The sequence below is a fragment of the Bradyrhizobium sp. AZCC 1678 genome (genome assembly GCF_036924765.1).
GTDB lineage: Bacteria > Pseudomonadota > Alphaproteobacteria > Rhizobiales > Xanthobacteraceae > Bradyrhizobium > Bradyrhizobium algeriense.
The window spans coordinates 765,264-788,032 of sequence record NZ_JAZHSE010000001.1; the positions used below are offsets into that span (position 1 = coordinate 765,264).

Sequence of the window (22,769 nt, forward strand, 5' to 3'; positions counted from 1 at the left end):
GGGGCCCTGCGATTAATCCAGAATTTCGACCAGCCGGTGCAATGCCTCGGCCGTTGATTCGCTGTCGGAGACCAGCGCGAGGCGGATGTAGCCTGCACCGGGATTGAAGCCGTCGTTCTGCGGTCGCGACAGATAACTTCCCGGGATCACGCGGACGCCCGCATCCCGATAGAGTTTGACCGCCACAGCCTCGTCGCCGCCGCGCTCGGAGACGTCGAGCCAGACGCAGAAGCCGCCGGCGGGCCGCGCATAGCCGTAGCGGCTGCCGAGAATCTGGTCGGCGAGATCGAACTTGATACGGTAAAGTCTGCGGTTTTCTTCGACGTGCATTTCGTCGCTATAGGCGGCGACCGCGACGTGCTGCAGCGGCACCGGCACCTGGGGTGCCGCGACATTGCGCAATTCGTGAAAGGCCGCGAGAAATTTGCGGTCGCCCGCGGCAAAGCCGACGCGCATGCCGGGCAGGTTCGAGCGCTTCGACAGCGACTGGAACGCAACCACGTTGGCAAAATCGGGCCCGGCGCATTCCAGCGCGCTGCCCGGCGCCTGCCTTGTGTAGATTTCCGAATAGCACTCGTCGCTCAGGATCATGAAGCCATGGCGGTCGGCGAGCTTCTTCAAGCGCATAAAGTAGTCGCGCGAGGCGACCGAACCTTGCGGATTGGCGGGCGAGGCGATGAACATCGCCACGGTTCGGGCCAGCGTCGCCTCGTCGAGCGCGTCGAGTTCCGGCAAAAATCCGTTGGCGAGAGTGGTCGGCAGGTAAATCAGTTCGCATCCGGCGGCGCGGGCGCCCGCGCCATAGGCCGGATAAAACGGGTTGGGCATCAGGATCGCGGGCCTGCCCTTGCGCGGGCCAACATAACGGGCGGCGGTGATCGCCGCGAAAAACAGCCCCTCGCGGCTGCCGCTCAGCACCAGGATTTCGCTCTCGGGATCGATCGGCCGGGGGAGCTGGAACCGAGTCGAAAGCCAATTGGCTGCTGCCCGCCGGAACGGCTCGATCCCCTTGGCCAGGGGATAGCGGCCGAAATCAGCAATGTGCTTCGCCAGAACCGGCCCGACAAAATCCGGCACAGGGTGCTGCGGCTCGCCCAATGACAGCGTAATCAATGGCTTGGCGGGCTGGTAAGGAGCCAGCAACTCGGTGGTGCGCAGAAAGGGCGAACGCTCGGCCTGACCGGCAGGTACGCTGCCGGCGCCCTGCGCCACGCCGGAAGAGGCAGTCATCGCCATGTCTGAAACGCCAGCACTTTCAATAGCGGTCGAGGGACCAAACCTCCGACCGGAAACACATCAAACCACCATAGATACGGCGAGGTTAAGACGCGATTAACCATCGGCCGACCTGTACAATTTGCGCGGTATTACCATATCTACCCGCTGCAGAGGTCTGCCATGGCAACGACAGTCACAAGTAAGGGCCAGGTGACGATTCCAAAGCCGGTGCGCGAGCACCTCGGGATCGCTCCGGGCAGCCAGGTCGAGTTCCGGCGCGCCGCCGACGGCAGCATCGTGATCGAAAAAGTCGAAGCGACAAAGGAACCCAGTCGCCTTGCCAAGCTGGTCGGTATAGCCGGACCCGGTCCCTCCACGGATGAAATCATGGCGATCACGCGCGGGGATTAGTCCGTGACGCTCGTTGATTCGAACATCCTGCTGGACGTCTTCACGCAGACTGAAGGCTGGTGGGAGTGGTCGCTTGCACAACTCGAGGACGCGGCTCGTCGCGGCCCTCTGCTGATCAATGACGTTATCTTTGCAGAAACTTCGATGCGCTTTCCAATGATAGCGGATTTCGAAGCCGCTTTGACGCAAGCCGGCCTCACCGTTGCGCCGATACCGCGGATGGCGCTGTTCCTGGCCGGCAAGGCGTCGGTTCAGTACCGCAACGCGGGCGGCGCGCGCAGCAGTGTGCTGCCGGACTTCTTCATCGGCGCCCATGCAGCCGTTGAACGGCTACCTCTGCTGACACGCGATACGCGACGCTATCGAACTTACTTTCCGGCCGTGACGTTGATCACGCCGGAAAGCGACGCGCGTACCTAGTTCCGGCCCGGGTTCGGCAAATCCGCTGCACAAAAAGAAAGGGGCTCCAACTTGCGCTGGAGCCCCTCAACGGTCAGGGCATTGCCGGGTATGTGCCCGAACCGGAGTTGTGGATGCGACCCCGGGGCAACGACTACGTTGTCCCTTGGGGGATCGCATCCCGGGAGAACTTACATGTTGTAGGCGCGCTCCGTGTGCTCGGTGACGTCGAGGCCTTCACGCTCGGTTTCGACGTTGACGCGCAGGCCGACGATGACGTCGACCACCTTGTAGAGGATCGCCGAACCGATGCCCGACCACACCAGCGTGGTGCAGACGCCCCAGAGCTGCGAGGTCATCTGCGCAACGAAGTCGTAGTCGGCGATCTTGCCGGCGGCGTAGTCCATGACGCCGGTACCGCCGAGGGCCGGATTCACCAGGATGCCGGTGCCGAGCGCGCCGATGATGCCGCCGATGCAGTGGACGCCGAACACGTCGAGCGAGTCGTCATAGCCGAGCGAGTTCTTCACCACGGTGCAGAAGAACAGGCAGACGACGCCGACCACGAGACCAAGCACGATCGCGCCCATCGGACCGGAATAGCCGGCCGCAGGCGTAACCGCAACGAGGCCCGCCACCGCGCCCGACAACGCGCCGAGCACCGAAGGATGACCCTTGACGATCCATTCCGCGAACATCCAGGCCATCGCCGCCGCTGCGCGGTTGCAACGAAGGAGTTGGTCATGGCGAGCGCGGCGCCGCCGGAGGCTTCGAGGTTCGATCCGGCGTTGAAGCCGAACCAGCCGACCCAGAGCAGCGAAGCGCCGATCATGGTCATGGTCAGCGAGTGCGGAGCCATCAGCTCCTTGCCGTAGCCGACGCGCTTGCCGATCAGGAGCGCACCAACAAGGCCGGCGATACCGGCGTTGATATGCACCACGGTGCCGCCGGCGAAGTCGATTGCGCCCTTCTTGAAGATCCAGCCGGCATCGGCGTTGATCTCGTCGAGCTTGGCCTGCGCCGCGGTCTTCGCCGCACCGTCAGCCGCCGCGGCGAGCGCCTTGGCTGCATCCGTGATCAGATCTGGACCGGGCCAGTACCAGACCATATGCGCGATCGGCAGATAGATCAGGGTCACCCAGAGCGGAACGAACAAGGCAACCGCCGCGAACTTCATGCGTTCGGCGAAGGCGCCGACGATGAGGGCAGGCGTGATCGCCGCGAAGGTCATCTGGAAGCAGATATAGATGAGCTCGGTGATGTTGGCATCGACGCTGAAGGTTGCGGCCTTCGATTCGAGGGTTACGCCCATCAGGAAGGCCTTGGAGAAGCCGCCGATGAAGTCGGAACCGCCGGTGAAGGCGAGGCTGTAGCCGTAGAGCGACCAGAGCAGGACGACGATGCAGACGGTGTAGAACACCTGCATCAGGACCGAGAGCATGTTCTTGGAACGGACGAGACCGCCGTAGAACAGCGCCAGGCCGGGAATGGTCATCAACAGCACCAGCACTGTCGACGTCAGCATCCAGGCGTTGTCGCCCTTGTTGACGGTTGGTTCGGCGTAGGCCGCGGTCGCGGCGAACAGGCCGACTGCGAGGGCCGCCAGTCCCGCGCTATAGGGACGTTTAAACGTCATTTGGTTTTACTCCTGAGTGGTAAGGTTTGAGCGCGAAATCAGAGGGCCGCAGCATCCGCCTCACCCGTGCGGATGCGCACCGCATGATCGAGGTTGATGACGAAGATCTTGCCGTCGCCGATCTGGCCGGTCTTGGCAGCGGAGGTGATGGCGTCGATGGTCTTGTCGACCTGATCCGAGGCGACAGCGACCTCGATCTTGATCTTGGGCAGGAAGCTCACGGCATATTCGGCGCCGCGATAGATTTCCGTATGGCCCTTCTGGCGGCCATACCCTTTGACTTCCGTCACCGTAAGACCATGAACGCCAATGGCGGTCAGGGCATCACGGACTTCTTCGAGCTTGAATGGCTTGATGATCGCCATAACAATTTTCATGGGTCCTATCCCCGCTTGGGCCCGGCTCAGACCGACCGGGCGTTCTCGACTGAGGTTCACCACGCGGAGATGTTCACTACGCGGGCACAGCCATGACCCTTAGAATCAAATGCCGTGCCAGATCGGGACCGTTTCCTAACAGACTATGAATCCGGCCCTTTTCGCCCTTTGCGGGAATTGCACGTTCCTGCGCCATTCCGTCGCGCCCAAAGCGTAGTCAGGCCTGCCCAAATCGCGGGCAGGCCTGACAGGCATCACAATCCTGCTCAGCGGCCGGGCAAGAAAACGGTAATGAGGTGGGGATCTATTGCAGCGCTTCGCCGTGCTGCGAGATATCGAGGCCTTCCAGCTCCTGCTGCATCGACACCCGCAGCGGGGCGAACACGCCAACGAACTTGAGCAGCACAAAGGTAACGCCGCCGGACCACACCAGCGTCGCGGCGATCCCATAGAGCTGGATCAGGACCTGTTGCGCATTGCCCTCGATCAGACCTGGGGTGCCGCCGATCGCGTTCACCGCGAACACGCCGGCGAGCAATGTGCCGGTTAATCCGCCAATGCCGTGGACGCCGAACACGTCGAGCGAGTCGTCATATTTGAAACGCTGCTTGAGCCAGGTGCAGGCCCAGAAGCAGAGCGTTCCCGCGACGACGCCGATCAAGACGCCGTGCCACGGCGCAACGAATCCAGAGGCCGGTGTGATGGTGCCAAGCCCCGCGACGGCGCCCGATATCATGCCGAGCACCGACGGCTTGCGCCGTGTCCCCCATTCGATCGCGGCCCAGGTCAGCGCGCCGGCGCAGGCGGCCAGATGGGTTGCGGTGATCGCCATCACCGCGCGCGAGTTCGCGCCCAGCGCCGATCCGCCATTGAAGCCGAACCAGCCGACCCACAACAATCCGGTGCCGATCACGGCAAGTGACAGGTCGAACGGCGCGAGGTTCTCGCTGCCATAGCCGTGACGCGGGCCCATCACCTTCGCCGCAACCAGTCCGCCGATGCCGGCGGAAAGATGAACGACGAGGCCGCCGGCGAAATCCAGCACGCCCCAGGTGGCAAGGAATCCGCCACCCCACACCCAGTGCGCGAGCGGCACATAGACGAACATGAACCAGCCGACGGAGAACAGGAGATAGGCCGAGAATCGCATCCGGTCCGCCACGGCGCCTGCCACCAGCGCTACCGTGATGATCGCAAACGTCATCTGATACAGCATGAAGAGCGCTTCCGGTATCGTCTTCGCCGCCGGGTTGACGCTCTCCATCGTCATTCCGATCAAAAACCAGCGGTCGAGCGTGCCGATCCAGGGACCGTCGCCGACGAAGGCCAGCGAATAGCCGAACGCCACCCAGAGAATCGAGATGATCGCAACGGCAGCGAGGCTCTGCGCCATTGTCGCCAGCACGTTCTTCTTGCGCACCATGCCGGAATAGAACAGCGCCAGGCCCGGTATCGTCATCATCAATACCAGCGCGGTGGCAACGATCATCCACGCGGTGTCGGCGGCATTGATGGTGGACGTCTCGGCAAAGGCCGGCGTCGCGAGTGAGCTCACCGCAAGAGCGATGAGCGCAGCATTCCCCGCTGCACGATACGATGGTGCCCCCATGGAATTCCCCCGGCCTGTTGTCGTTTTGTTGTCGTTTCTTGGCTTCTCGCGATCGGCGTCGTTGCCACCGCGCCTTGAACTCAGTGAAGCCTCAGAGTGCGTCGCTATCGGTCTCGCCGGTGCGGATTCGTAAGGCGTGGTCGATCGGCGTGACAAAGATCTTGCCGTCGCCGATCTGCCCGGTACGCGCGTTCGCGGTAATGACCTCGACCGCTTTTTCGGCGACGTCGGAGGCGACCGCGATTTCGATTCGGAGCTTGGGCAGGAAGTTCACGACATATTCGGCGCCGCGATAGATTTCGGTGTGGCCCTTCTGGCGGCCGTAGCCCTTGACCTCGGTCACCGTCATGCCGTGGACGCCGATGGCCGTCAGCGCCTGGCGCACCTCGTCAAGCTTGAAGGGTTTGATGATCGCGACGACGAGTTTCATGGTCAGGCCTTTATTTCCCTGGATATTTCTTGAGCACTCGGCAGACGGACCGCGTGGCGGCTCGCTGCCGACGCAAATCTGGCATCTTTCTGGGCAAATGGCACAAAAAAGTTGCAGGTAGAAGGGGAAAACATTTCCAGCTGGTGACGTCAATCACTGTACAGGCGGTAGGATCGTCCGCCAAAATACGGTTTCACCGCCAGCCACTCCGCCGGCTCTCCCATTTCCACGGCTCAAGGAAATAATAATGTCGAACCGATCGTGGTTTTATGCATCCAGCGGCCAGCAACAGGGCCCTTATCCGGAAGCCCAGCTTCGCGACCTCATTACCCGGGGCACGGTCAGCGCGGATACGTTGGTCTGGACCGAGGGGATGTCGGGCTGGCAACGGGCAGGGGAAATCCCCGGTCTGGTACCTGGCGGATCCGGCCCGCCCGCTTTCGCGCAGCCCGGTGGCCCGCCACAAATGGCCGGAAGCTATAGCGGGGGCCCGCTGTCGATTGATTTCGGAATTCCGGAGTTCGTCTGGCGCAGCCTCGTACTCGTGATCGGCCTCATCTTCATCATCCCGGGACCATGGGTCGTGGTGTGGTACGCAAAATGGTTCGTTCCGTGCGTCCAAGTGCCGGGACGGCCGAACCTCGGCTTCGCAGGCGAGCCGATGACGATCGTTCCCTGGTATTTCGGAGCTGTCGTCATCATTATCGGGGTTGGCCTGACCGGCATCGAGTGGCTCGGCAATCTGGTGAACATCGGCCAGCTGGTTCTCTACTGGCTTTTCCTGAAATGGTTTATCGCGAACCTTTCGTCCAATGGGCAGCCGCTCGGGCTCAGCTTCTCCGGTTCGGTGTGGGCTTATATCGGCTGGTCCATTCTGGCCGTGATTTCCATCATCACGATCGTCGGCTGGGCCTGGGTTTACGTCGCCTGGCTGCGATGGTTTTGTCGGAACATCGAGGGCACGCGGCGTGAAGTCCTCTTCATCGGCAGCGGACTGGAGTTTCTGTGGCGCGCGCTCGTGTCTGTGATCGGCTTCTTCTTCATCATCCCGATACCTTGGGTATATCGATGGATGTCGCAGTGGCTGGCGTCACAGACTGTTTTGGCGGAGCGCGGCGCGACCGCGTAAGCTTCACTTGCGCTGGCGCACCGAGCCTTCCTGGGCCACCGATGCCACCAGCGTGCCGTCGGGCTTGAAGATCAAGCCGCGGGTCAATCCGCGGCCGTCTTGCGCGCTCGGCGAGTCCTGCGCGTAGAGCAGCCATTCATCGGCGCGGAACGGCCGGTGAAACCACATCGCGTGATCGAGGCTCGCCGGCATCATGCGCTTGTCGAACAGGGTGCGGCCGTAGCGCGCCATCACCGCATCGAGCAGCGAGAAATCCGATGCATAGGCCAGCGCGCACAAATGCAGCGCGGGATCGTCGGGCAGCTTGGCCGCGGTGCGAATCCATACATGGATGCGCCCGTCGTCGATCTTCTGACCGAAATAGCGGCCGAGCTCGACCGGGCGCAGTTCGATCGGCCGGTCGGATTCGTAGTAGCGGCGGATGAATTCTGGCATCTCCTTGAACATCGGCTGCTTCGACACTTCTTCCGCCGTGAGTTTTTCCGGCGGCGGGACATCCGGCATCTTTTCCTGATGGTTGAACGCGCCTTCCTCTTCCGCATGGAACGACACCATGATCGAGAAGATCGCGTTGCCATGCTGGATCGCGGTGACGCGACGGGTCGAATAGCTCTTGCCGTCGCGCAGGCGTTCGACCTGGTAGATGATCGGGATCTGCGGATCGCCGGGCAAGATGAAATAGCAATGGATTGAATGCGGCAGGCGGCCCTCGACGGTGCGGCATGCCGCCACCATCGCCTGTCCGATCACCTGGCCGCCGAACACCCGCTGCCAGCTCGTCTTCGGGCTGTTGCCTCGAAACAGGTTCACCTCGAGCTGTTCGAGATCGAGGATGGAAATCAGGTCAATCAGGCCCTTGGACATGGTGGTGGCGCTTTCAATTTCGGGGTCATTCCGGGGCGCCTCGAATTGGCGAACCTGGAATCTCGTGCCAAAACCTCTGGATTCCGGGTTCGCGCTGGCGCGCGCCTCGGAATGACGGTCAGCTTAAGTACCTTGTTTCTCGGCCCTGTTTCGCCCAGCTAATATCAGGTAGCAAGCGTAGTCTGACGAAGTAACCGGGCAAGGACCGCATGGCGGCACAGCGAAGTATTGTCATCTGCGGCGGCGCCTTTGCCGGGCTGGCGCTGGCGCTGGCGTTCCGTCAGGGCCTTGGCAAGGATATTCCCGTCATCGTGGCCGATCCGGCCCTGGCGGTGCGGCCGAGCCGCGATCCGCGGGCGACCGCCATTGTGGCCGCATGCCGGCGGTTGTTCGAGGCGCTCGGCGTCTGGGACCAGGTGGCGGCCGATTCGCAAGCCATCCTCGACATGGTCGTCACCGATTCCAAACTGGAGGATGCCACCCGTCCGGTGTTCCTGACCTTTGCCGGCCATGTCGAACCCGGCGAACCCTTCGCCCACATGGTCGAAAACCGCCGCCTGATCGATGCGCTAGTCGCGCGCGCCGAGGCTGAAAGCATTGATCTCCGGGCCACGGCGGTTTCGACCTACGATTCGCGTTCCGATGGCGTCACCGTGACGCTCGCGGACGGCAATGTCATCGAGGCAAGCCTGCTGGTCGCCGCTGACGGCGCGCGCTCAAAACTACGCGAGCGCGCCGGCATCGCCACCCATGGCTGGGACTACGATCAATCCGGCATCGTCGTCACCGTCGGCCATGAACGCGATCATCACGGCCGCGCCGAAGAGCATTTTCTCCCGGCGGGGCCATTCGCGATCCTGCCGCTGACCGGAAAACGCTCGTCGCTGGTGTGGACCGAGGATCGCGCCGAGGCCGCACGCATTACCGCGCTCGGCGAAGCCGAATTCCACGATGAACTCGAGAAGCGCTTCGGGCTGCACCTCGGCGAGATCAAGGCGCTCGACAAGCCGCGCGCGTTTCCGCTCGGCTATTTCGTCGCGCGCTCATTCATTGCCGAGCGGCTGGCGCTGGTCGGCGACGCCGCGCACGTCATTCATCCGATCGCGGGGCAGGGCCTCAACATGGGCCTGAAGGACATCGCGGCGCTGGCTGAAGTGGTGGTCGATGCGGCGCGGCTCGGCATCGATCCCGGGCAGGCCGACGTGCTCGACCGCTACCAGCGCTGGCGGCGCTTCGACACCATGGCGATGGGGCTTGCCACCAATTCGCTGAACTTCCTGTTCTCGAACGAATCGACGCTGCTGCGCACCGTACGCGATATCGGGCTTGGCCTCGTCGATCGCGCGCCGCCGCTGAAGAGCCTGTTCATCCGCCAGGCCGCAGGGCTGTCGGGTGAAGTGCCGCGGCTGCTGAAGGGCGAGGCGCTTTAACGGGCGAATGGCGAATAGTGAGTAGCGAATGGAGGTTTTGCTATTCGCCATTCGCTACTCACTATTCGCCAACGCGTCACTCGATCTTACGCGCCTCTTCTGGCAGCATGATCGGGATGCCGTCGCGGATCGGGTAGGCGAGCTTGGCCGAGCGGGAGATCAGCTCCTGCCGGGTCGAATCGAACTCGAGCGGACCCTTGGTCACCGGGCAGACCAGGATCTCCAGCAGCTTCGGATCGACGGTGCTGTCGAGGCGTTCGGGCGTGGCGTTCATTTGCTGTCTCCGGCTAGGCGCTGGTCCATATCATACAGGATCGCGAGGTGTCATTACGCTGACATCCGCACCAGTTCGTCGACCACGGCCTGTTGTCGCGCCTTCGGCAACGGCTGATCCGATAGCGCAAAGCCGAGAAACGCCCAATAGAGAATTTGGGCGCGGGCACGTGCAATTTCCGCCGATAACCCGGACTGGGCCAGAAGGCCCTCCACATAGCTCAACCGACGCCGATCGATCGCCTGCACGGCGGCGCGGGCAGCGGGGTCGATGCTTGCCCAGGTGCGGACCGCCCGTTCCAGCATCAGCCGCTCGCCGAACACGCGGCGCAGCAGCAGCGCGAGCGGGTTCTCGTCCTTCGAGGCCGCCTCGACATTGGCGATGATCTGCTCGGCCGCAACCTCGTGCCAGCGCGCAAGGATTGCGGCATGAAAGGCGGCGATATCGGCAAAGTGCCAGTAGAAGCTGCCGCGCGACACGCCCATCGCCTTGGCCAAAGGTTCCGCCTTCAGCGCGGTGAAGCCGCGGCTCGCCAATGCTTTCAGGCCCTGATCGAGCCAGTCCTTTGCCGATAGCTGATCGTTCATGATCGGTCCTGCAATGCGCACCATACACTACTGTATTGACAGGCGCCAGAATGTGGCGCATAACAATACAGTAGTGTATGGAGGCGTTCGATGCGCGATCTCATTCTGCAATGTGCTGGCGTCGCCGGAATAGTGGTTGCCCTGATTCACGGTGCGCTGGGCGAAACCAAGGTGTTTGCCAAAGCCACCATCCAGCCGGAGAGCCTGCGGACCCTGATCCGCCTCGTATGGCAGGCGGGTACGGTGGCCTGGATCGGCGGCGGCGTGCTGCTGATTGCCGCGCCCTCGTTTGGATCGGAGAGCGCGCGGCACTGGATCGTCGTGACGATCGTCGCGGTCTACGCCTTTGCCGCCGCTGCCAACGCCTGGTGGTCCCGCGGTCGCGGCTTTGGCTGGAAAGCGCTCGGCGCCGTCGTCGTGCTCGCCGTGGCGGGGTATTGACGCATTACTGCAGCCCGGTGTCGCCGCTGGTGCGCTTCTTGGCGAGATCCATTTCGGTCACCGCGATCAGGATTTCGGCGCGGGTCTTCAGGTCGGGCGCCTCCAGCATCGCCTGCTTCTCCGCCGGACCATAGGGCGACATCATGGCGAGCGCGTTGACCAGTGCCTCGTTCGGCGCGCTCTCGATACCTTCCCAATCCACCTTCAGATTGTTGGCTTCGAGAAAATCCGTCAGCACATCGAGCAGGGCCGCGCGGTCGACGGCTTCTTCGCCTTTGCGCGCCACGAAATCGTCGGCATAGGGAAAGAAATCCACCTTGCATTGCCGGTACGCGGTCAGCGCCGAGATTTCCTCGACCACCTTGAAGCGCGCGACGCCGGTCAGTTCCAGAATGTAGCGGCCGTCGCCGGATTCGGCGAGCTGCGTGATGCGGCCGACGCAGCCGACCCGGAACAGCTCCGGCCTTGTCTCATCCCTGCTGTGGGAAGTATCCGGCTGGATCATCCCGATCAGCCGGTGACCATCGCGTAGCGCGTCATCCACCATCGCCAGATAGCGCGGCTCGAAAATATTGAGCGGCATCTGGCCGCGCGGCAGCAACAGCGCGCCCGGCAATGGAAATACCGGAACGATTTCGGGAAGCTCGCCGGGTCCGCGGTATTCGGCATTGATCGGCATTTGCAGTCCCGTTGGTTCGGTGGAATACGTCCTACGAGAACAGAATCGTCGACAGCCGCTTTCGTCCCTCGACGGTCGCTTCGTCGGCGCCGCCCCACGCCTCGAAGAACTGCACCAGTTGCTTGCGCGCGCCGTCATCGTTCCACTTGCGATCGCGCCTGACGATTTCCAGCAACTGGTTGGTCGCCTCGGTGCGCTTGCCGAGGGCGTTGAGCGCGGTCGCCAGGTCGAATCTCGCCTGATGGTCGAGCGGATTTGCGGCGACCTTCTGTTCGAGCTCGGTCACCGGGCCGACCGACTGGGCCTGCTCGGCAAGGTCGATCGAGGCCTGCACCGCCTTGACGGCGGCGTCGTTGCGCTTCGATTCCGGCACCATCGCTAACGTCTGCTTGGCCTGTTCGACGGCGCCCGTCGTCACATAGCATTTCGCCAGCCCTGCCATGGCTGCGATATTGGTGGCATCGAAACCCAGTATCTCGGCATAGATCCGGGCTGCCGCGGCAGGGTCGCCTTCCGCCAGCACGGCCTCGGCCTCCTGCAGGATCTCTGCGATATTCGGCTCGCCCGGCGCCGTCATGCCCTTGGTGAGCTTGTCGATGAAGGCGTTGATCTGGCTCTCCGGTACCGCGCCCATGAAGCCGTCGGCGGGCTGGCCGCCCACGAACGCGATCACGGCCGGGATCGACTGAATGCCCATCTGGCCGGGGATGGCCGGATGCTCGTCGATATTCATCTTGACCAGCTTGACCTTGCCCTTGGCCGCGCGGACTGCCTTTTCGAGAACGGGCGTAAGCTGGCGGCACGGGCCGCACCAGGGCGCCCAGAAGTCGATCAGCACCGGCTGACGCTTCGATTCCTCGATGACATCCTTTACGAAGGTCTGGGTAGTCGTCTCCTTGATCAGATCGGGTGCTGCCTGCGGCGCCGGGCCGCCGCCCTGCTCAACTATCGTCACGGTATCCTCGCCTGATGTCTTGAGAAGATGTCTTGGAGTTAGAATCTTGGCGTTAGAAGATGTCTTGGAATTCGGACCCGTTCTAGCACGGCTAGGGGTGAAGTTCCTCATCCGCTAGATGGCGGCTTGGTCACAAAATTCAATCGGCAGGCGCAGGCCGCGTCATCGGGGGTCGGAACCCTGCCGGAACGTCGACGCCCCGTCGAGGCAAGCCAAATACCTTCGATTGCGACGTGCGGGAGGAATGGACAGCGTTGGGAGGCTGGTTCGAAAAAATGGCTCGAATCGCCCTGCATCGCGCCCGCGGCCTGGCCTTGGGTTCCCGGCGTGGGCTTACGAGGCCGACAAACCCCGTTTAGGCGTTGTTTCGGACCGATTCGCTCCCATTTGTTAATGAAATCGGATGATCCGCGCGCCAACAGATCGCACGCGGACTGTTGCATTCACGGTCCGCATTTGGCATAGGTCTGCCGTTGACGGCGAGCGTTCGCCGCCATCTCGGATGCGGGTGTAGCTCAGTGGTAGAGCACGACCTTGCCAAGGTCGGGGTCGAGGGTTCGAGCCCCTTCGCCCGCTCCAGATTTTCTTCTATGGCAAATTACCGGATCATCGACAGGCCGCCTTTTGGCGGCCTTGTCGTTTTGGGCCCGGTCGTTTTTGGTGCCGTGATGTGATTCAGCTCTCCCTTGGCTCGAGCGGCGCGTGTAATTCTCCCGGGCAAGAGATTGTGGGGTCTCTTCATCACTCGGCGGGGCAATTTCATGGGCCGGAAAATCATTCTGCTGTCCGACGGCACCGGCAATTCTTCAGCAAAAGTCTGGCGAACCAATGTCTGGCGCACCTTCGAGGCGCTGGATCTTTCCGGCAACGACCAGATCGCGTTCTATGACGACGGCGTCGGTACCTCGTCGTTCAAGCCGATGGCGATCCTCGGCGGCGCGTTCGGTCTCGGCCTGCGGCGCAACGTCATCGCCCTCTACAAATTCGCCTGCCGCAACTATCGCGATGCCGACGACGAGCTGTTCGGTTTTGGATTCAGTCGCGGCGCCTTCACGATCCGGATCGTGATGGGGTTGATCGACAGCCAGGGTCTCATCAAAGCCGACAATGAAGCCGAACTCCACAGCCTGGCGAGTGCGGCCTACCGCGCCTATCGCAGGGATCGCTACCATCATCTGAAGTTTGAAGCGCCCTATCAATGGGTCCGCAACAAGTTCGGGCCGCATTATCCTCCGAAAGAGGTTCGCAGGAACGTCAAGATCAGGTTCGTCGGCGTCTGGGACACGGTTGCCGCCTATGGCATGCCGGTCGACGAGATGACCCGCGGCATTCATCAGTATATCTGGCCGATTGAACTGCCGAACAACCGTCTCTCCCCTCGTGTCATGCGCGCCTGTCAGGCGCTGGCGGTCGACGAGGAGCGGACCACGTTCCACCCGCAGCTTTGGGACGAAACCGCCGGCATCAATGGCAACACCGCTGCGCCCGACGTCAACGGGCGGCGCTTCATCAAGGACGAACGTATCAGCCAGGTCTGGTTTGCCGGCGTGCACACCAATGTCGGCGGCGGGTATCCCGACGATGCGCTCGCCTACATCCCTTTCGTCTGGATGATTACCGAGGCCAAACGATGCGGGCTCAAATTCAAATCGGATTATGCAAACGAGCCGCCCAATCCTGATCTGATGATATCCGATCCCGACACGTTCAAGAACGCGATTTCCAAGCGGGACAAGGACGGACGGCTCTACGACCCGCGCAAGGGTCTCGGCGGCTACTACCGCTACGGGCCGCGCAAACTGGTCCCATTCCTGTATCCAGAGACCAGGAAACAGGAAGACGACGAGGTCGGCGTCGGAATCGCAAAAATTCACGAAAGCGTCTTCAGGCGCATCGAAAACCACGCGCATGCTTACGCGCCGGTTGGCCTTCCGCCCTATTATCGCGTCGTCAAGGAAGACGGCGAGATCGTATCGCCCGACAAGTTCAGGATCGCGTCGGCCACAGAACCGTTTGAAGCCAGCACGGCTGCGGCGCAGCGTGCGCTGGCGCAGGAGCATGTTTGGAACGAGGTCTGGAAGCGCCGCATCACCTATTTCGCCACCGTCGGCGCGACGTTGTGGCTGGTGCTGTTTCCGCTGGTGAGCGGCGCGCAACGCTATGATGAATATACAAGCCCGATTCGCTGGGTGTCGGACTTTGTGCGCTTTGTCGGCGGATTTCTTCCAGGCTTTGCATCGACGTGGATCGACGGCTATGCACGCGCGCCGGGCTGGTTCCTTGTTCTGGCTGGCCTGGTTTCCGGCTTGCTATATGTGTCCTCGCGAATTGCAGGTCGCACATCAAATCTGATGGCTTCGATCTGGCGAAAGACGCCGGAAGCACCGTCAGGCCTGCCCGACAACTGGATCTATCGTCTCCGCAGCAGCCCGCTTTACATCGGCTTCCACGACCATCTGAAACGCACGATCGCACCGGCGTTCTTCGCGGTGGTGTTCTTCTATCTCGGATTTGCAGCGGTGAATCATCTCGCCTACGATGGCCTGGACGTGGCCGGATACACCTGCATTCACGGTGATGCCGATCCAGAGCCCGCAGTGCTTGAAATCAACCAGAGCAAGCGTGTTGAATTCAAAACGTCGGAACTGTGCAAGGCAACAGGCATCCTGCTCGAACATCGCGCGCGCTACTATGTGACCATCCAGCCGGGTGAGCCATGGTTCAATGGCGTCGCTCGCATCGGCACTCCGGTCGGAGGCTTCTCCGCCAAAGACCAGCCGGCTTGGTACGAGCGTGTATATCTCTCCCTGTTTCTGCCTTTGCGGCGGGAGCTATCCAAGGATTGGTTCCGCATCGTGCTGCGTTTTGGGCATGTCGGCGGCGAAGAGAGCTCCTACGAACCTGATCCCTACGACGACATCATCCAGTTCAATATCGCGCCCACGATTGCGCCAAATCGCAAACAAGAACTGTTCGTCTTCGTCAACGACGCCGTGATCGGTGTGCCGGGTCTCTATGACCTGCTCTACCGCAACAATCGCGGCACTGCATACCTTACCGTAAGGCGAACAAGATAGCGGGCGCGTGACGGGTCTGTCCCATCGAATAGAACAGACCTGGGTGGATCCACCTTTCTGTGGAAGCTTGCCCACGCGGTGGGCGCTTCTCATTCGCGCTGCGCGTTCGCTCTGCGCGAATATTGCGATGCAGCGTGCACGTCGCAAAAAAGTCTCAGAACCAAACCGGACAAGGAATTTTCCCTTCAGTCTGTTTTTGTCTGACGGTGCCGCGTATCTCCAGCAGCGGATATGCTACCAGTTTGCGGTCTGTTTCTCTTCACCAGACCAAGTTCGCTTCTAGAACCTTTTCAAAATAATAACAGGCGCAGCCGCCAGGCTGCACAGGGAGTGACGCGATGAAGTCGGCTTTCAATCGATCTATTCTTGCGCTCGCAGCAATCCTCGTTGTCGCGGGGGCCAGTCAGGCCAACGCGCAGCAGAAGCCTCTGAAAAAATACGAGTCCGGCACCAAGGATTTCTGGACCAACCCGCCGCCGGACTGGTTCCTCGGCGACGAGACCGAGGCTCAGAAGGGCCAGGCGCCACCATCCGGTCCGCCGACCGGCGCCTCGGACGCCGAACTTGCGGCGATGATGAAGAAGATCAAGCTGCCGGAGGGCTTCAGTATCGAAGTCTATGCCTCCAACGTGCTGGAGGCGCGGCAGATGGCCTGGGGCGACAAGGGCACGCTGTTTGTCGGCTCCTTCAGCCTCGGCAACGTCTATGCGATCAAGGACAATGGCGGAAAGAGAGAGGTCAAGACTGTCCTCAAGGGCCTCAACATGCCGACCGGCCTCGCCTTTCTCGATGGCGCGCTCTACGTCGTCGCGATCAACAAGCTGATCAAATACGAAAACGCCGAAGCCAATCTCGACAATCTCGGCGCCGGCAAGGTGGTGTATGACGACATGCCCTCCTACGTCGCGCATGGTTGGAAATACATCGCCGTCGACAAGGACGGCTGGTTCTATCTGCCGTTCGGACCTCCCTTCAACATCGGCATCCCGCCCACCGGCCTCTCGCAGATCCGCCGCGTCGATCCCAAGACCGGCAATGCCGAGATCTGGGCGCTCGGTGTCCGCAACAGCGTCGGCGGCGACGTCGATCCACGCTCGGGGCGATACTGGTTCACCGAGAACGCGCGCGACTGGATCAGCGACGACATGCCGAGCGACAAGCTCAACATGATCTCGAAGATCGGCGAGCATTTCGGCTATCCCTACTGCCATCAGGGCGATATGCCGGACCCGAAATTCGCGATGGGTCACAAGTGCTCGGAGTTCACGCCGCCCGTGGTCAATCTCGGCGCGCACGTGGCGCCGCTCGGCATGAAGTTCTATACCGGCGATCAATTTCCGCCTGAGTACAAGAACAACATCCTGATCGCCGAGCACGGCTCCTGGAACCGGTACAAGTACCAGGGCGCCCGGATCAAACGCGTGATCGTCGATGCCGATGGCAAGAACGCCAAGTCGGAGATCTTGGCTTCCGGCTGGCTTGAAGGCGACACGGGTTACCTCGGCCGTCCGAACGATATCATCCTCGCCAAGGACGGTTCGATCCTGGTGGCCGACGACTGGGCCGGTGCGATCTATCGCATCAGCTACAAGAAGTAGGACGTCAACGATCAGGGGCTGCGGTTATCCGGGAACGGGTGGCCGCAGCCCTGTTGTTTGGGTGTGGGGCAGAGGAGTTCGCATGCGAAATGCATTGGTCGGGACCGTGGTGGCGTTGGCGATCGCCAGCGGTTCGCCTGTCCGCGCCGCCGATATCGCGGCCGGCAAGGAGAAGGCCGAGCTGTGCGTCGGCTGCCACGGCGAGGGCGGCATTTCGCAGATGGAGAACACCCCCTCGCTCGCAGCCCAGCCCGATCTCTTCATCCAATGGCAGCTCGTGTTCTTCCGCGCCGGCACCCGCAAGAACGAACAGATGCAGCCGATTGTCGAGCAGCTCAACAATGAGGACATCCGCAACCTCGGCGCCTATTACGCCTCGCTTCCGCCGCCGAAGACGCCCAAGCCCGACGACAACCCGGACCTTTCAAGTAAGGGCGCGCAGGCGGCGGCCGGACGGCGCTGCGCCTCATGTCACATGGATAGCTACGCCGGCACCAAGGCGGTCGCCCGCGTCGCCGGCCAGCGCGAGGAATATCTCGTGAAGGCGCTGCGGGATTACAAATCGGGCGTGCGGGCCGGCGGCGCCATGGCGGCGATGGCGGATGTGGCCTTCCCCCTCAGCGAGGAAGAAATCGAAGCGCTCGCGCATTATCTCGCGCATTTGTGAATGCGCAGAGCGCTTCACCCTCCCCTGAAGGGGGAGGGTCGGCTCACATGGAGCGCAGCGAAATGTGAGACGGGGTGGGGTGACGGTCTCTCCACATCCAACATTGCCCGAGTGGAGAAACCGTCACCCCACCTCGCCGCGCGCTTTGCGCGCGTCGATCCTCCCCCTCCAGGGGAGGATAAGAGATCACCCCCGCTGCTTCTCATACGCCTTGAGATGCGTGTAGGCGATGCGCAGCTTCGGCACCGGGATCTTGGCGGCGTCGGCGCGCGCAACGAGGTCGCCGATCACATGGTCGGCCTCGACCGGCAGGCCTGCTTTGATGTCGCGGAACATCGAGGCGGTCATCGGCGAGCCTTCGGTCGTCAACAAGCCGCTGGTGCGCTGGAAGAATGGGCCGGTCGGCGCGTGGCCCGACGCCTTTGCAATCGCGCTGCATTCGTCGAGCATGCCGAGCAGAAAATCCTTGCCGCCGGCGACCGCCAGGATGTTGCCCACCGAAGTGCGCATCAGGCAGGTCGACGCGGCGAGCGAAGCGAGGAAAACCCACTTCTCCCACATGTCCTGCATGATGTGTTCGCTGGCCACCGCGCCGACCTTGGCGCCCTCAAACACTTTCGCGATCGCGCGCACCCGATCCGACATCGAGCCGTCGCGTTCGCCGAAATTGAGCGACTGCATCGGCGCGAGCTGAACCACCTCGCGGGCCTCGTTGAGCGTCACCGCGATCGCGCAGAGGCCGCCGAGCACGCGGTCGGCTCCGAATTTCTCGTCCAGCACGTTAAGGTGCAGCATGCCGTTGAGCAGCGGGATGATCGCCGTTTTCGGCCCGACCACGGGGGCAAAGGACTTGATCGCGTCTTCTAGGTCGAACGCCTTGCAGCTCAGCAGCACGACGTCGAATTTCTCGGCGAGCTTGTCGGCCTGCACCGTCGGCGGGCTCTTGAGCGTCACGTCGCCGGCGGGACTCCTGATGACGAGGCCTGCGCTTGCGAGCTCGGAAGCGCGCTTCGGCCGCACCAGGAACGTCACGTCGTCGCCTGCCTGCAGCAGCCTGCCGCCGAAATAGCCGCCGATGGCGCCGGCGCCGACCACGAGAATACGCATGGATCAACTTCCTTTATTGTTGGCTTTGTTGTCGGCCTTATTGTTGGTCTTGGCGGGAGCCCAATAGCGAGGTTGGCGGATGACGAGCCGGAAAACTCCCGGCCATCATTACCACTGACTGTCAGCTATTTGCCACTCGCTATTCGCCTGCCTACCATGTCCCGCCGAACGGCTTGTGGCGGGTGGCTATTTCCCCGAGACCATCTCTTCGACTTCGCGAAGTTGCTCCTTGCCGAAAAACATTTCCTTGCCGACGAAGAAGGTCGGCGAGCCGAACGCACCACGCTCGACGGCGGATTGGGTGTTCTCGATCAGCTTCGCCTTTACGTCGGCGTCCTGTGAGCGTGCCAGCAGTTTTGCTGCATCGAGGCCGGACGAGGCCAGCGCCTTGGCCGCCACTTCAGGGTCATCCATTTTCTTCGGCTCGACCCACATGTGATGAAAGGCGGCCTCGACATATTTCTCGAACACGCCCTCGAACTGCGCCGCAACCGCCGCACGCATCAGGTTCAGCGTGTTGACCGGAAAAAATGGATTCCAGACATAAGGCTTGACCCCAAACCGCTTCAGGAAGCGCTCGGTCTCCAGCGCGTGGAATTCGCGCTTGTTCTTGATGCCGGCGAGCGTTTCGGCGGGCGACTTGTTGTTGGTGGCCTTGAAGATGCCGCCGAGCAGGATCGGCACATATTCGAACTTCACGTTCGCGCGCTTTTCGATCGCCGGTATAGCTTCGTGGCTGAGGAAGGCGTTGGGGCTGCCGAAATCGAACAGGAATTGCGGATTTGAACTCACGGCAGTCTCCTTGGATGTTTTGGCGCATTGTGGCGCAAGGCTGGCGGTGCGTCCACAGTATTATGACGAGCGTAATATTGTGGAAATGCGCGGTTTGCCTACGTCACACCATCCGCCGAAGCGGGCGGCGACGCCAGACCAGTGTGTAATAGCCGAGCTGCAGGACGAACATGGCGCAGAACACGATCGGATAGGCGGCCCAGACCCCTTCCAGCCCGATGGTCCGGCTCAGGATCATGGCAGAGGGTATTTCGATGGCGACGATGGCGAAGATCGACAGCAGCATGGGGCTCAAGGCCACGCCGCCTGCGCGCATCGCGCCTGAGAACACGGTCGCCATGCCGAACGGCACCGAACTCCACAAAGCGATGATGAGCAGTCTTCTCGCGAGTTCGAGCACGGCTGTGTCGGTAATGAAGACGCCCAGCACCGCGCGGGGAAACAGATAGATCAACGCCACCAGGCCGCCGGTCAGGACGAGATTGAGGAGCAGGCCGGTTCGGACGATGGCGTCCAGCCGGCCGGCATGCCCGCTGCCGATCGCCTGCGCGCCGAGGATCGAAACCGAGATCGAAATCGATATCGCGGTGAACTGCGCATAGCCCATGATCTGGTTGACGGCGCCATAGGCTGCGGTGGCCTCAGAACCGAAGCCGTTGACGAGGCCGAGCAGCACCAGCTCGGCGATCGCCATCACCACCATCCCGACCGCGCTCGGGATGCCGATGCCGAGGATTTTACCGAGCAGCGCGCCATCCAGCCGAAGCCTGCGCAGAAATTCGGCGTCCGGCGCCAGCGGACTCTTCTTGTGACGGAGATATAGACCGAGCACGAATAGCGTCAGCGCGGTGGAAATAGCCGACGCCCATGCCGGGGCCGTCACGCCGGTGGCAGGAAATCCGAACCAGCCGCGGATAAGGAGTGGCGTCAGGATCAGGCCGATCGCGGTCGATACGGCCAGCGCCAGCAGGGGCGTCAGCGTGTCACCAACGCCCCGCAGCATCGCGGTCGTCAGCAGGAAGACGAAGCCGAGCGGCATCGTCAGCAGCATGACGCGCGCGTAAGCGCTGGCCAGGTCGAGGACATCGGGCGGCGTGGCGAGCGCGGCCATCAATTGCCGGCTGAACAGGCCGCCGAACAGCGCCACTGCCATGGCGAGGAGGAGGGCGACCGCCAGCGTCGCGCCGGCGACCGCCTTCACCGTGTCACGCTCGCCCGCGCCCCAGGCCTGTCCGATCAGGACGGTTGCGCCGGTGCTGAGGCCCATGACGAAGGCGAACAGGAAGAACATCACGGGAAAGCACACCGAGACGGCCGCCAGCGCGTCGACCCCGATCATCTGGCCGAGTAATGCGTTGCTCACGGTACCGAACAGCGATTGCAGCGCGTTGCTCAGCATCAGGGGCGCGAGGAAGACGAGGAATGTCTTCCAGAGAGAGGGGGATTTCGGCACGGCGTTTATTCCCATTGTAGACGTGACGATCGTTGCCGCGCACCGGAGCGGTGGCGGATGAGAGGCCCTGGAAATTCGGCTAGAGCCCGAAGCGCGCCTATGGCTCGGCGCGATCGCTGAAGGCGAGCTTGACGACGTGGTCGCGGATATCGTCGGGCCAGCCGGCGACCAGACCGACGAATCGCCGCCGGTCATCGGCGAACAACGCCCGCGAGGCTTCCTCGAAACCTGCGAGATTGCCGGCCATGACAGACATGAAGCGATAGGCGGCATCCCTTGCCGCGCGGGCGCGATCCGCATCGCCATTGGCGCGGCGCGCTTCTTCCACCAGCTTGCGCAACGCCACCGACGCGCCGCCGGGCTGCGTGCCGAGCCACTCCCAATGGCGCGGCAACAACGTCACCTCGCGCGCGACAACGCCGAGCTTCGGCCGTCCCCGCCCACGCGGCTCCGCTGATGCCGTCTCCTCGGTTTCGGCATCCACAGGCGCGGCGGGTTGCGGCAAGCGGGCAATGATCTCGCGTTCGGTGCCGCGAAGATCGAGATCGATCGGGGAGCCGGTCGCGTCGCTGAATATGATGATCGGCGGCGCGGCGGGCCGGCGGGACGCCTGCATGACCGCTATGGCGACCTCGGCGAGCGGACCCGCCGCCAGGCGTTGCGGGCCCATGAAGGCCGTGAAATGGGGGCGGGTCTTGTCAGCCATTGGAGCAACTCTGGATTTTCGGTAGTCAATATTTACCCGGATAATTTTGTCTGTCAATATCATCCGGGTAAATATATCGCGCCGCGAATGGCCGTCTCGACTTTCCGTCCCCCGGCTGGCACCAACGGCGGCCAATTAAAGGGAAACGCCATGCTGACGGTTCATCATCTCAACAATTCCCGCTCGCAGCGCGTGCTGTGGCTGCTCGAAGAGCTCGGTGTTCCCTACGAAATCGTCCGCTATCAGCGCCAGTCGGACATGCGGGCGCCGAAGGAGCTGCGCGCCATTCATCCGCTCGGCAAATCGCCCGTCATTACCGACAATGGCAACACCATCGCCGAGTCCGGCGCGATCTGCGAATACATCATCGGCACCTATGGCAATGGCCGCCTGATCCCGCCGCCGAACACGCCGGAGCGGCTGCGCTACACCTATTGGCTGCACTATGCCGAAGGCTCGGCGATGTCGCCGCTGCTGCTGAAGCTGCTGTTCACACTGATGCCGAAGCGCGCGCCGGCCTTGCTGCGGCCGCTGGTGCGCAAGGTCTCCAACACGGCGCTGACCACGCTGGTCAATCCGCAGCTCAAGCAGCATATGGATTACTGGGAGGGCGAGCTGGCAAAAAGCGAATGGTTCGCCGGCAATGAATTCACCGGCGCCGACATCCAGATGAGCTTTCCGCTGGAAGCCGCCGCGGCACGTGGCGGGCTGGAGGTGGGTCATCCCAAGGCGATGGCGTTTCTCGAACGCATTCACGCCCGGCCGGCCTATGCGCGCGCGCTGGAAAAGGGCGGGCCGTATGTGGTCGGGCGGTAACCACCTGGAATTGCGCTACGTCAGAGGCGCGCTGGTGAAGGAGCGCGATCAATGACCGTCGACGTTGAACCGGGTTGGTCATCTAAACGGACTGCGTTCCCCGAAGCGTTCGCC

Annotated in this window: 22 protein-coding genes, 1 tRNA gene and 1 pseudogene; 10 read left to right on the forward strand and 14 right to left on the reverse strand. The window is 62.4% G+C overall.

Annotated features, from left to right (window positions below):
• Positions 1-12: 12 nt before the first annotated feature.
• The gene (locus V1294_RS03660; RefSeq protein ID WP_334495212.1) at positions 13-1,236 is read right to left on the reverse strand and encodes an aminotransferase class I/II-fold pyridoxal phosphate-dependent enzyme; all 1,224 of its coding nucleotides are present in this window, start codon (positions 1,234-1,236) and stop codon (positions 13-15) included.
• Positions 1,237-1,398: 162 nt separating this feature from the next.
• On the opposite strand from V1294_RS03660, the gene V1294_RS03665 reads away from it, so the two are divergent.
• Complete coding sequence (locus tag V1294_RS03665) at positions 1,399-1,629, forward strand: AbrB/MazE/SpoVT family DNA-binding domain-containing protein (RefSeq protein ID WP_334490120.1); 231 nt, start codon at positions 1,399-1,401, stop codon at positions 1,627-1,629.
• A gap of 3 nt (positions 1,630-1,632) precedes the next feature.
• The gene (locus V1294_RS03670; RefSeq protein ID WP_334495214.1) at positions 1,633-2,049 is read left to right on the forward strand and encodes a type II toxin-antitoxin system VapC family toxin; all 417 of its coding nucleotides are present in this window, start codon (positions 1,633-1,635) and stop codon (positions 2,047-2,049) included.
• A 170-nt stretch (positions 2,050-2,219) separates the two neighbouring features.
• Here the strand turns inward: V1294_RS03670 and V1294_RS03675 are convergent.
• The 4 genes and pseudogenes from V1294_RS03675 to V1294_RS03690 form a co-directional block, all read right to left on the reverse strand.
• Positions 2,220-3,664: pseudogene (locus V1294_RS03675) on the reverse strand (ammonium transporter).
• Positions 3,665-3,702: 38 nt separating this feature from the next.
• Positions 3,703-4,041 (reverse strand): P-II family nitrogen regulator, encoded by a 339-nt coding sequence (locus V1294_RS03680; protein WP_008142813.1) that lies wholly within the window; start codon positions 4,039-4,041, stop codon positions 3,703-3,705.
• Positions 4,042-4,345: 304 nt separating this feature from the next.
• Positions 4,346-5,650: an ammonium transporter gene (locus tag V1294_RS03685; RefSeq protein ID WP_334495216.1), complete on the reverse strand. Its 1,305-nt coding sequence runs from the start codon at positions 5,648-5,650 to the stop codon at positions 4,346-4,348.
• 91 nt (positions 5,651-5,741) lie between these two features.
• Complete coding sequence (locus V1294_RS03690) at positions 5,742-6,080, reverse strand: P-II family nitrogen regulator (RefSeq protein ID WP_108520132.1); 339 nt, start codon at positions 6,078-6,080, stop codon at positions 5,742-5,744.
• A 247-nt stretch (positions 6,081-6,327) separates the two neighbouring features.
• On the opposite strand from V1294_RS03690, the gene V1294_RS03695 reads away from it, so the two are divergent.
• Complete coding sequence (locus V1294_RS03695; RefSeq protein WP_334495218.1) at positions 6,328-7,209, forward strand: DUF4339 domain-containing protein; 882 nt, start codon at positions 6,328-6,330, stop codon at positions 7,207-7,209.
• A gap of 3 nt (positions 7,210-7,212) precedes the next feature.
• Here the strand turns inward: V1294_RS03695 and tesB are convergent, their stop codons facing one another.
• Complete coding sequence (gene tesB, locus V1294_RS03700) at positions 7,213-8,073, reverse strand: acyl-CoA thioesterase II (protein WP_108520136.1); 861 nt, start codon at positions 8,071-8,073, stop codon at positions 7,213-7,215.
• A gap of 209 nt (positions 8,074-8,282) precedes the next feature.
• Here tesB and V1294_RS03705 point away from each other — a divergent pair, with 209 nt between their 5' ends.
• Positions 8,283-9,503, forward strand: coding sequence for a ubiquinone biosynthesis hydroxylase (locus V1294_RS03705; protein ID WP_334495221.1), 1,221 nt, complete (start codon positions 8,283-8,285; stop codon positions 9,501-9,503).
• Positions 9,504-9,579: 76 nt separating this feature from the next.
• Here the strand turns inward: V1294_RS03705 and V1294_RS03710 are convergent, their stop codons facing one another.
• A complete protein-coding gene (locus V1294_RS03710) occupies positions 9,580-9,777 on the reverse strand; it encodes a Trm112 family protein (RefSeq protein ID WP_334487762.1) in 198 nt (65 codons plus the stop codon).
• Between the two features lie 53 nt (positions 9,778-9,830).
• Positions 9,831-10,364, reverse strand: a complete 534-nt coding sequence (locus tag V1294_RS03715; RefSeq protein WP_334495222.1) for a TetR/AcrR family transcriptional regulator — start codon at positions 10,362-10,364, stop codon at positions 9,831-9,833.
• A 90-nt stretch (positions 10,365-10,454) separates the two neighbouring features.
• On the opposite strand from V1294_RS03715, the gene V1294_RS03720 reads away from it, so the two are divergent.
• Positions 10,455-10,805: a hypothetical protein gene (locus V1294_RS03720; protein WP_334487768.1), complete on the forward strand. Its 351-nt coding sequence runs from the start codon at positions 10,455-10,457 to the stop codon at positions 10,803-10,805.
• A 4-nt stretch (positions 10,806-10,809) separates the two neighbouring features.
• Here the strand turns inward: V1294_RS03720 and V1294_RS03725 are convergent, their stop codons facing one another.
• The gene (locus V1294_RS03725) at positions 10,810-11,484 is read right to left on the reverse strand and encodes an LON peptidase substrate-binding domain-containing protein (RefSeq protein WP_334487771.1); all 675 of its coding nucleotides are present in this window, start codon (positions 11,482-11,484) and stop codon (positions 10,810-10,812) included.
• 31 nt (positions 11,485-11,515) lie between these two features.
• Positions 11,516-12,439, reverse strand: a complete 924-nt coding sequence (gene trxA, locus V1294_RS03730; protein WP_334495224.1) for a thioredoxin — start codon at positions 12,437-12,439, stop codon at positions 11,516-11,518.
• 504 nt (positions 12,440-12,943) lie between these two features.
• Here trxA and V1294_RS03735 point away from each other — a divergent pair.
• The 4 genes from V1294_RS03735 (at position 12,944) to V1294_RS03750 (ending at position 17,781) form a co-directional block, all read left to right on the forward strand.
• Positions 12,944-13,018: transfer RNA gene (locus V1294_RS03735), tRNA-Gly, on the forward strand.
• A 182-nt stretch (positions 13,019-13,200) separates the two neighbouring features.
• On the forward strand, positions 13,201-15,516 hold the full coding sequence (locus V1294_RS03740; protein WP_334495225.1) for a DUF2235 domain-containing protein: 2,316 nt from the start codon (positions 13,201-13,203) through the stop codon (positions 15,514-15,516).
• 338 nt (positions 15,517-15,854) lie between these two features.
• On the forward strand, positions 15,855-17,114 hold the full coding sequence (locus V1294_RS03745; RefSeq protein WP_334495227.1) for a PQQ-dependent sugar dehydrogenase: 1,260 nt from the start codon (positions 15,855-15,857) through the stop codon (positions 17,112-17,114).
• Positions 17,115-17,196: 82 nt separating this feature from the next.
• The gene (locus V1294_RS03750; protein ID WP_334495229.1) at positions 17,197-17,781 is read left to right on the forward strand and encodes a c-type cytochrome; all 585 of its coding nucleotides are present in this window, start codon (positions 17,197-17,199) and stop codon (positions 17,779-17,781) included.
• A gap of 186 nt (positions 17,782-17,967) precedes the next feature.
• On the opposite strand, the gene panE is transcribed toward V1294_RS03750, so the two are convergent.
• From panE to V1294_RS03770, 4 genes are all read right to left on the reverse strand, one after another.
• Entirely contained in the window at positions 17,968-18,888 is a 921-nt protein-coding gene (panE, locus tag V1294_RS03755; RefSeq protein ID WP_334495231.1) for a 2-dehydropantoate 2-reductase, read from the reverse strand.
• Positions 18,889-19,074: 186 nt separating this feature from the next.
• Positions 19,075-19,680 (reverse strand): 2-hydroxychromene-2-carboxylate isomerase, encoded by a 606-nt coding sequence (locus tag V1294_RS03760; protein WP_108520161.1) that lies wholly within the window; start codon positions 19,678-19,680, stop codon positions 19,075-19,077.
• Between the two features lie 103 nt (positions 19,681-19,783).
• Positions 19,784-21,148: an MATE family efflux transporter gene (locus V1294_RS03765; RefSeq protein ID WP_442895316.1), complete on the reverse strand. Its 1,365-nt coding sequence runs from the start codon at positions 21,146-21,148 to the stop codon at positions 19,784-19,786.
• 82 nt (positions 21,149-21,230) lie between these two features.
• On the reverse strand, positions 21,231-21,839 hold the full coding sequence (locus V1294_RS03770; RefSeq protein WP_334495233.1) for a DUF2239 family protein: 609 nt from the start codon (positions 21,837-21,839) through the stop codon (positions 21,231-21,233).
• A gap of 150 nt (positions 21,840-21,989) precedes the next feature.
• On the opposite strand from V1294_RS03770, the gene V1294_RS03775 reads away from it, so the two are divergent.
• Entirely contained in the window at positions 21,990-22,655 is a 666-nt protein-coding gene (locus V1294_RS03775) for a glutathione S-transferase family protein (protein ID WP_334495235.1), read from the forward strand.
• Positions 22,656-22,769 lie beyond the last annotated feature (114 nt).

Excerpts from the sequence above, each read along its gene's own strand:
- V1294_RS03715 (WP_334495222.1), bottom strand. The coding sequence starts at position 10,364 with ATGAACGATCAGCTATCGGCAAAGGACTGGCTCGATCAGGGCCTGAAA.
- V1294_RS03665 (WP_334490120.1), top strand. The coding sequence starts at position 1,399 with ATGGCAACGACAGTCACAAGTAAGGGCCAGGTGACGATTCCAAAGCCG.
- V1294_RS03765 (WP_442895316.1), bottom strand. The coding sequence starts at position 21,148 with ATGGGAATAAACGCCGTGCCGAAATCCCCCTCTCTCTGGAAGACATTC.
- V1294_RS03690 (WP_108520132.1), bottom strand. The coding sequence starts at position 6,080 with ATGAAACTCGTCGTCGCGATCATCAAACCCTTCAAGCTTGACGAGGTG.
- V1294_RS03740 (WP_334495225.1), top strand. The coding sequence starts at position 13,201 with ATGGGCCGGAAAATCATTCTGCTGTCCGACGGCACCGGCAATTCTTCA.
- V1294_RS03695 (WP_334495218.1), top strand. The coding sequence starts at position 6,328 with ATGTCGAACCGATCGTGGTTTTATGCATCCAGCGGCCAGCAACAGGGC.
- V1294_RS03685 (WP_334495216.1), bottom strand. The coding sequence starts at position 5,650 with ATGGGGGCACCATCGTATCGTGCAGCGGGGAATGCTGCGCTCATCGCT.
- V1294_RS03750 (WP_334495229.1), top strand. The coding sequence starts at position 17,197 with ATGCGAAATGCATTGGTCGGGACCGTGGTGGCGTTGGCGATCGCCAGC.
- V1294_RS03710 (WP_334487762.1), bottom strand. The coding sequence starts at position 9,777 with ATGAACGCCACGCCCGAACGCCTCGACAGCACCGTCGATCCGAAGCTG.
- V1294_RS03720 (WP_334487768.1), top strand. The coding sequence starts at position 10,455 with ATGCGCGATCTCATTCTGCAATGTGCTGGCGTCGCCGGAATAGTGGTT.
- V1294_RS03770 (WP_334495233.1), bottom strand. The coding sequence starts at position 21,839 with ATGGCTGACAAGACCCGCCCCCATTTCACGGCCTTCATGGGCCCGCAA.
- V1294_RS03705 (WP_334495221.1), top strand. The coding sequence starts at position 8,283 with ATGGCGGCACAGCGAAGTATTGTCATCTGCGGCGGCGCCTTTGCCGGG.
- V1294_RS03725 (WP_334487771.1), bottom strand. The coding sequence starts at position 11,484 with ATGCCGATCAATGCCGAATACCGCGGACCCGGCGAGCTTCCCGAAATC.
- V1294_RS03680 (WP_008142813.1), bottom strand. The coding sequence starts at position 4,041 with ATGAAAATTGTTATGGCGATCATCAAGCCATTCAAGCTCGAAGAAGTC.
- tesB (WP_108520136.1), bottom strand. The coding sequence starts at position 8,073 with ATGTCCAAGGGCCTGATTGACCTGATTTCCATCCTCGATCTCGAACAG.
- panE (WP_334495231.1), bottom strand. The coding sequence starts at position 18,888 with ATGCGTATTCTCGTGGTCGGCGCCGGCGCCATCGGCGGCTATTTCGGC.
- V1294_RS03775 (WP_334495235.1), top strand. The coding sequence starts at position 21,990 with ATGCTGACGGTTCATCATCTCAACAATTCCCGCTCGCAGCGCGTGCTG.
- V1294_RS03660 (WP_334495212.1), bottom strand. The coding sequence starts at position 1,236 with ATGGCGATGACTGCCTCTTCCGGCGTGGCGCAGGGCGCCGGCAGCGTA.
- V1294_RS03745 (WP_334495227.1), top strand. The coding sequence starts at position 15,855 with ATGAAGTCGGCTTTCAATCGATCTATTCTTGCGCTCGCAGCAATCCTC.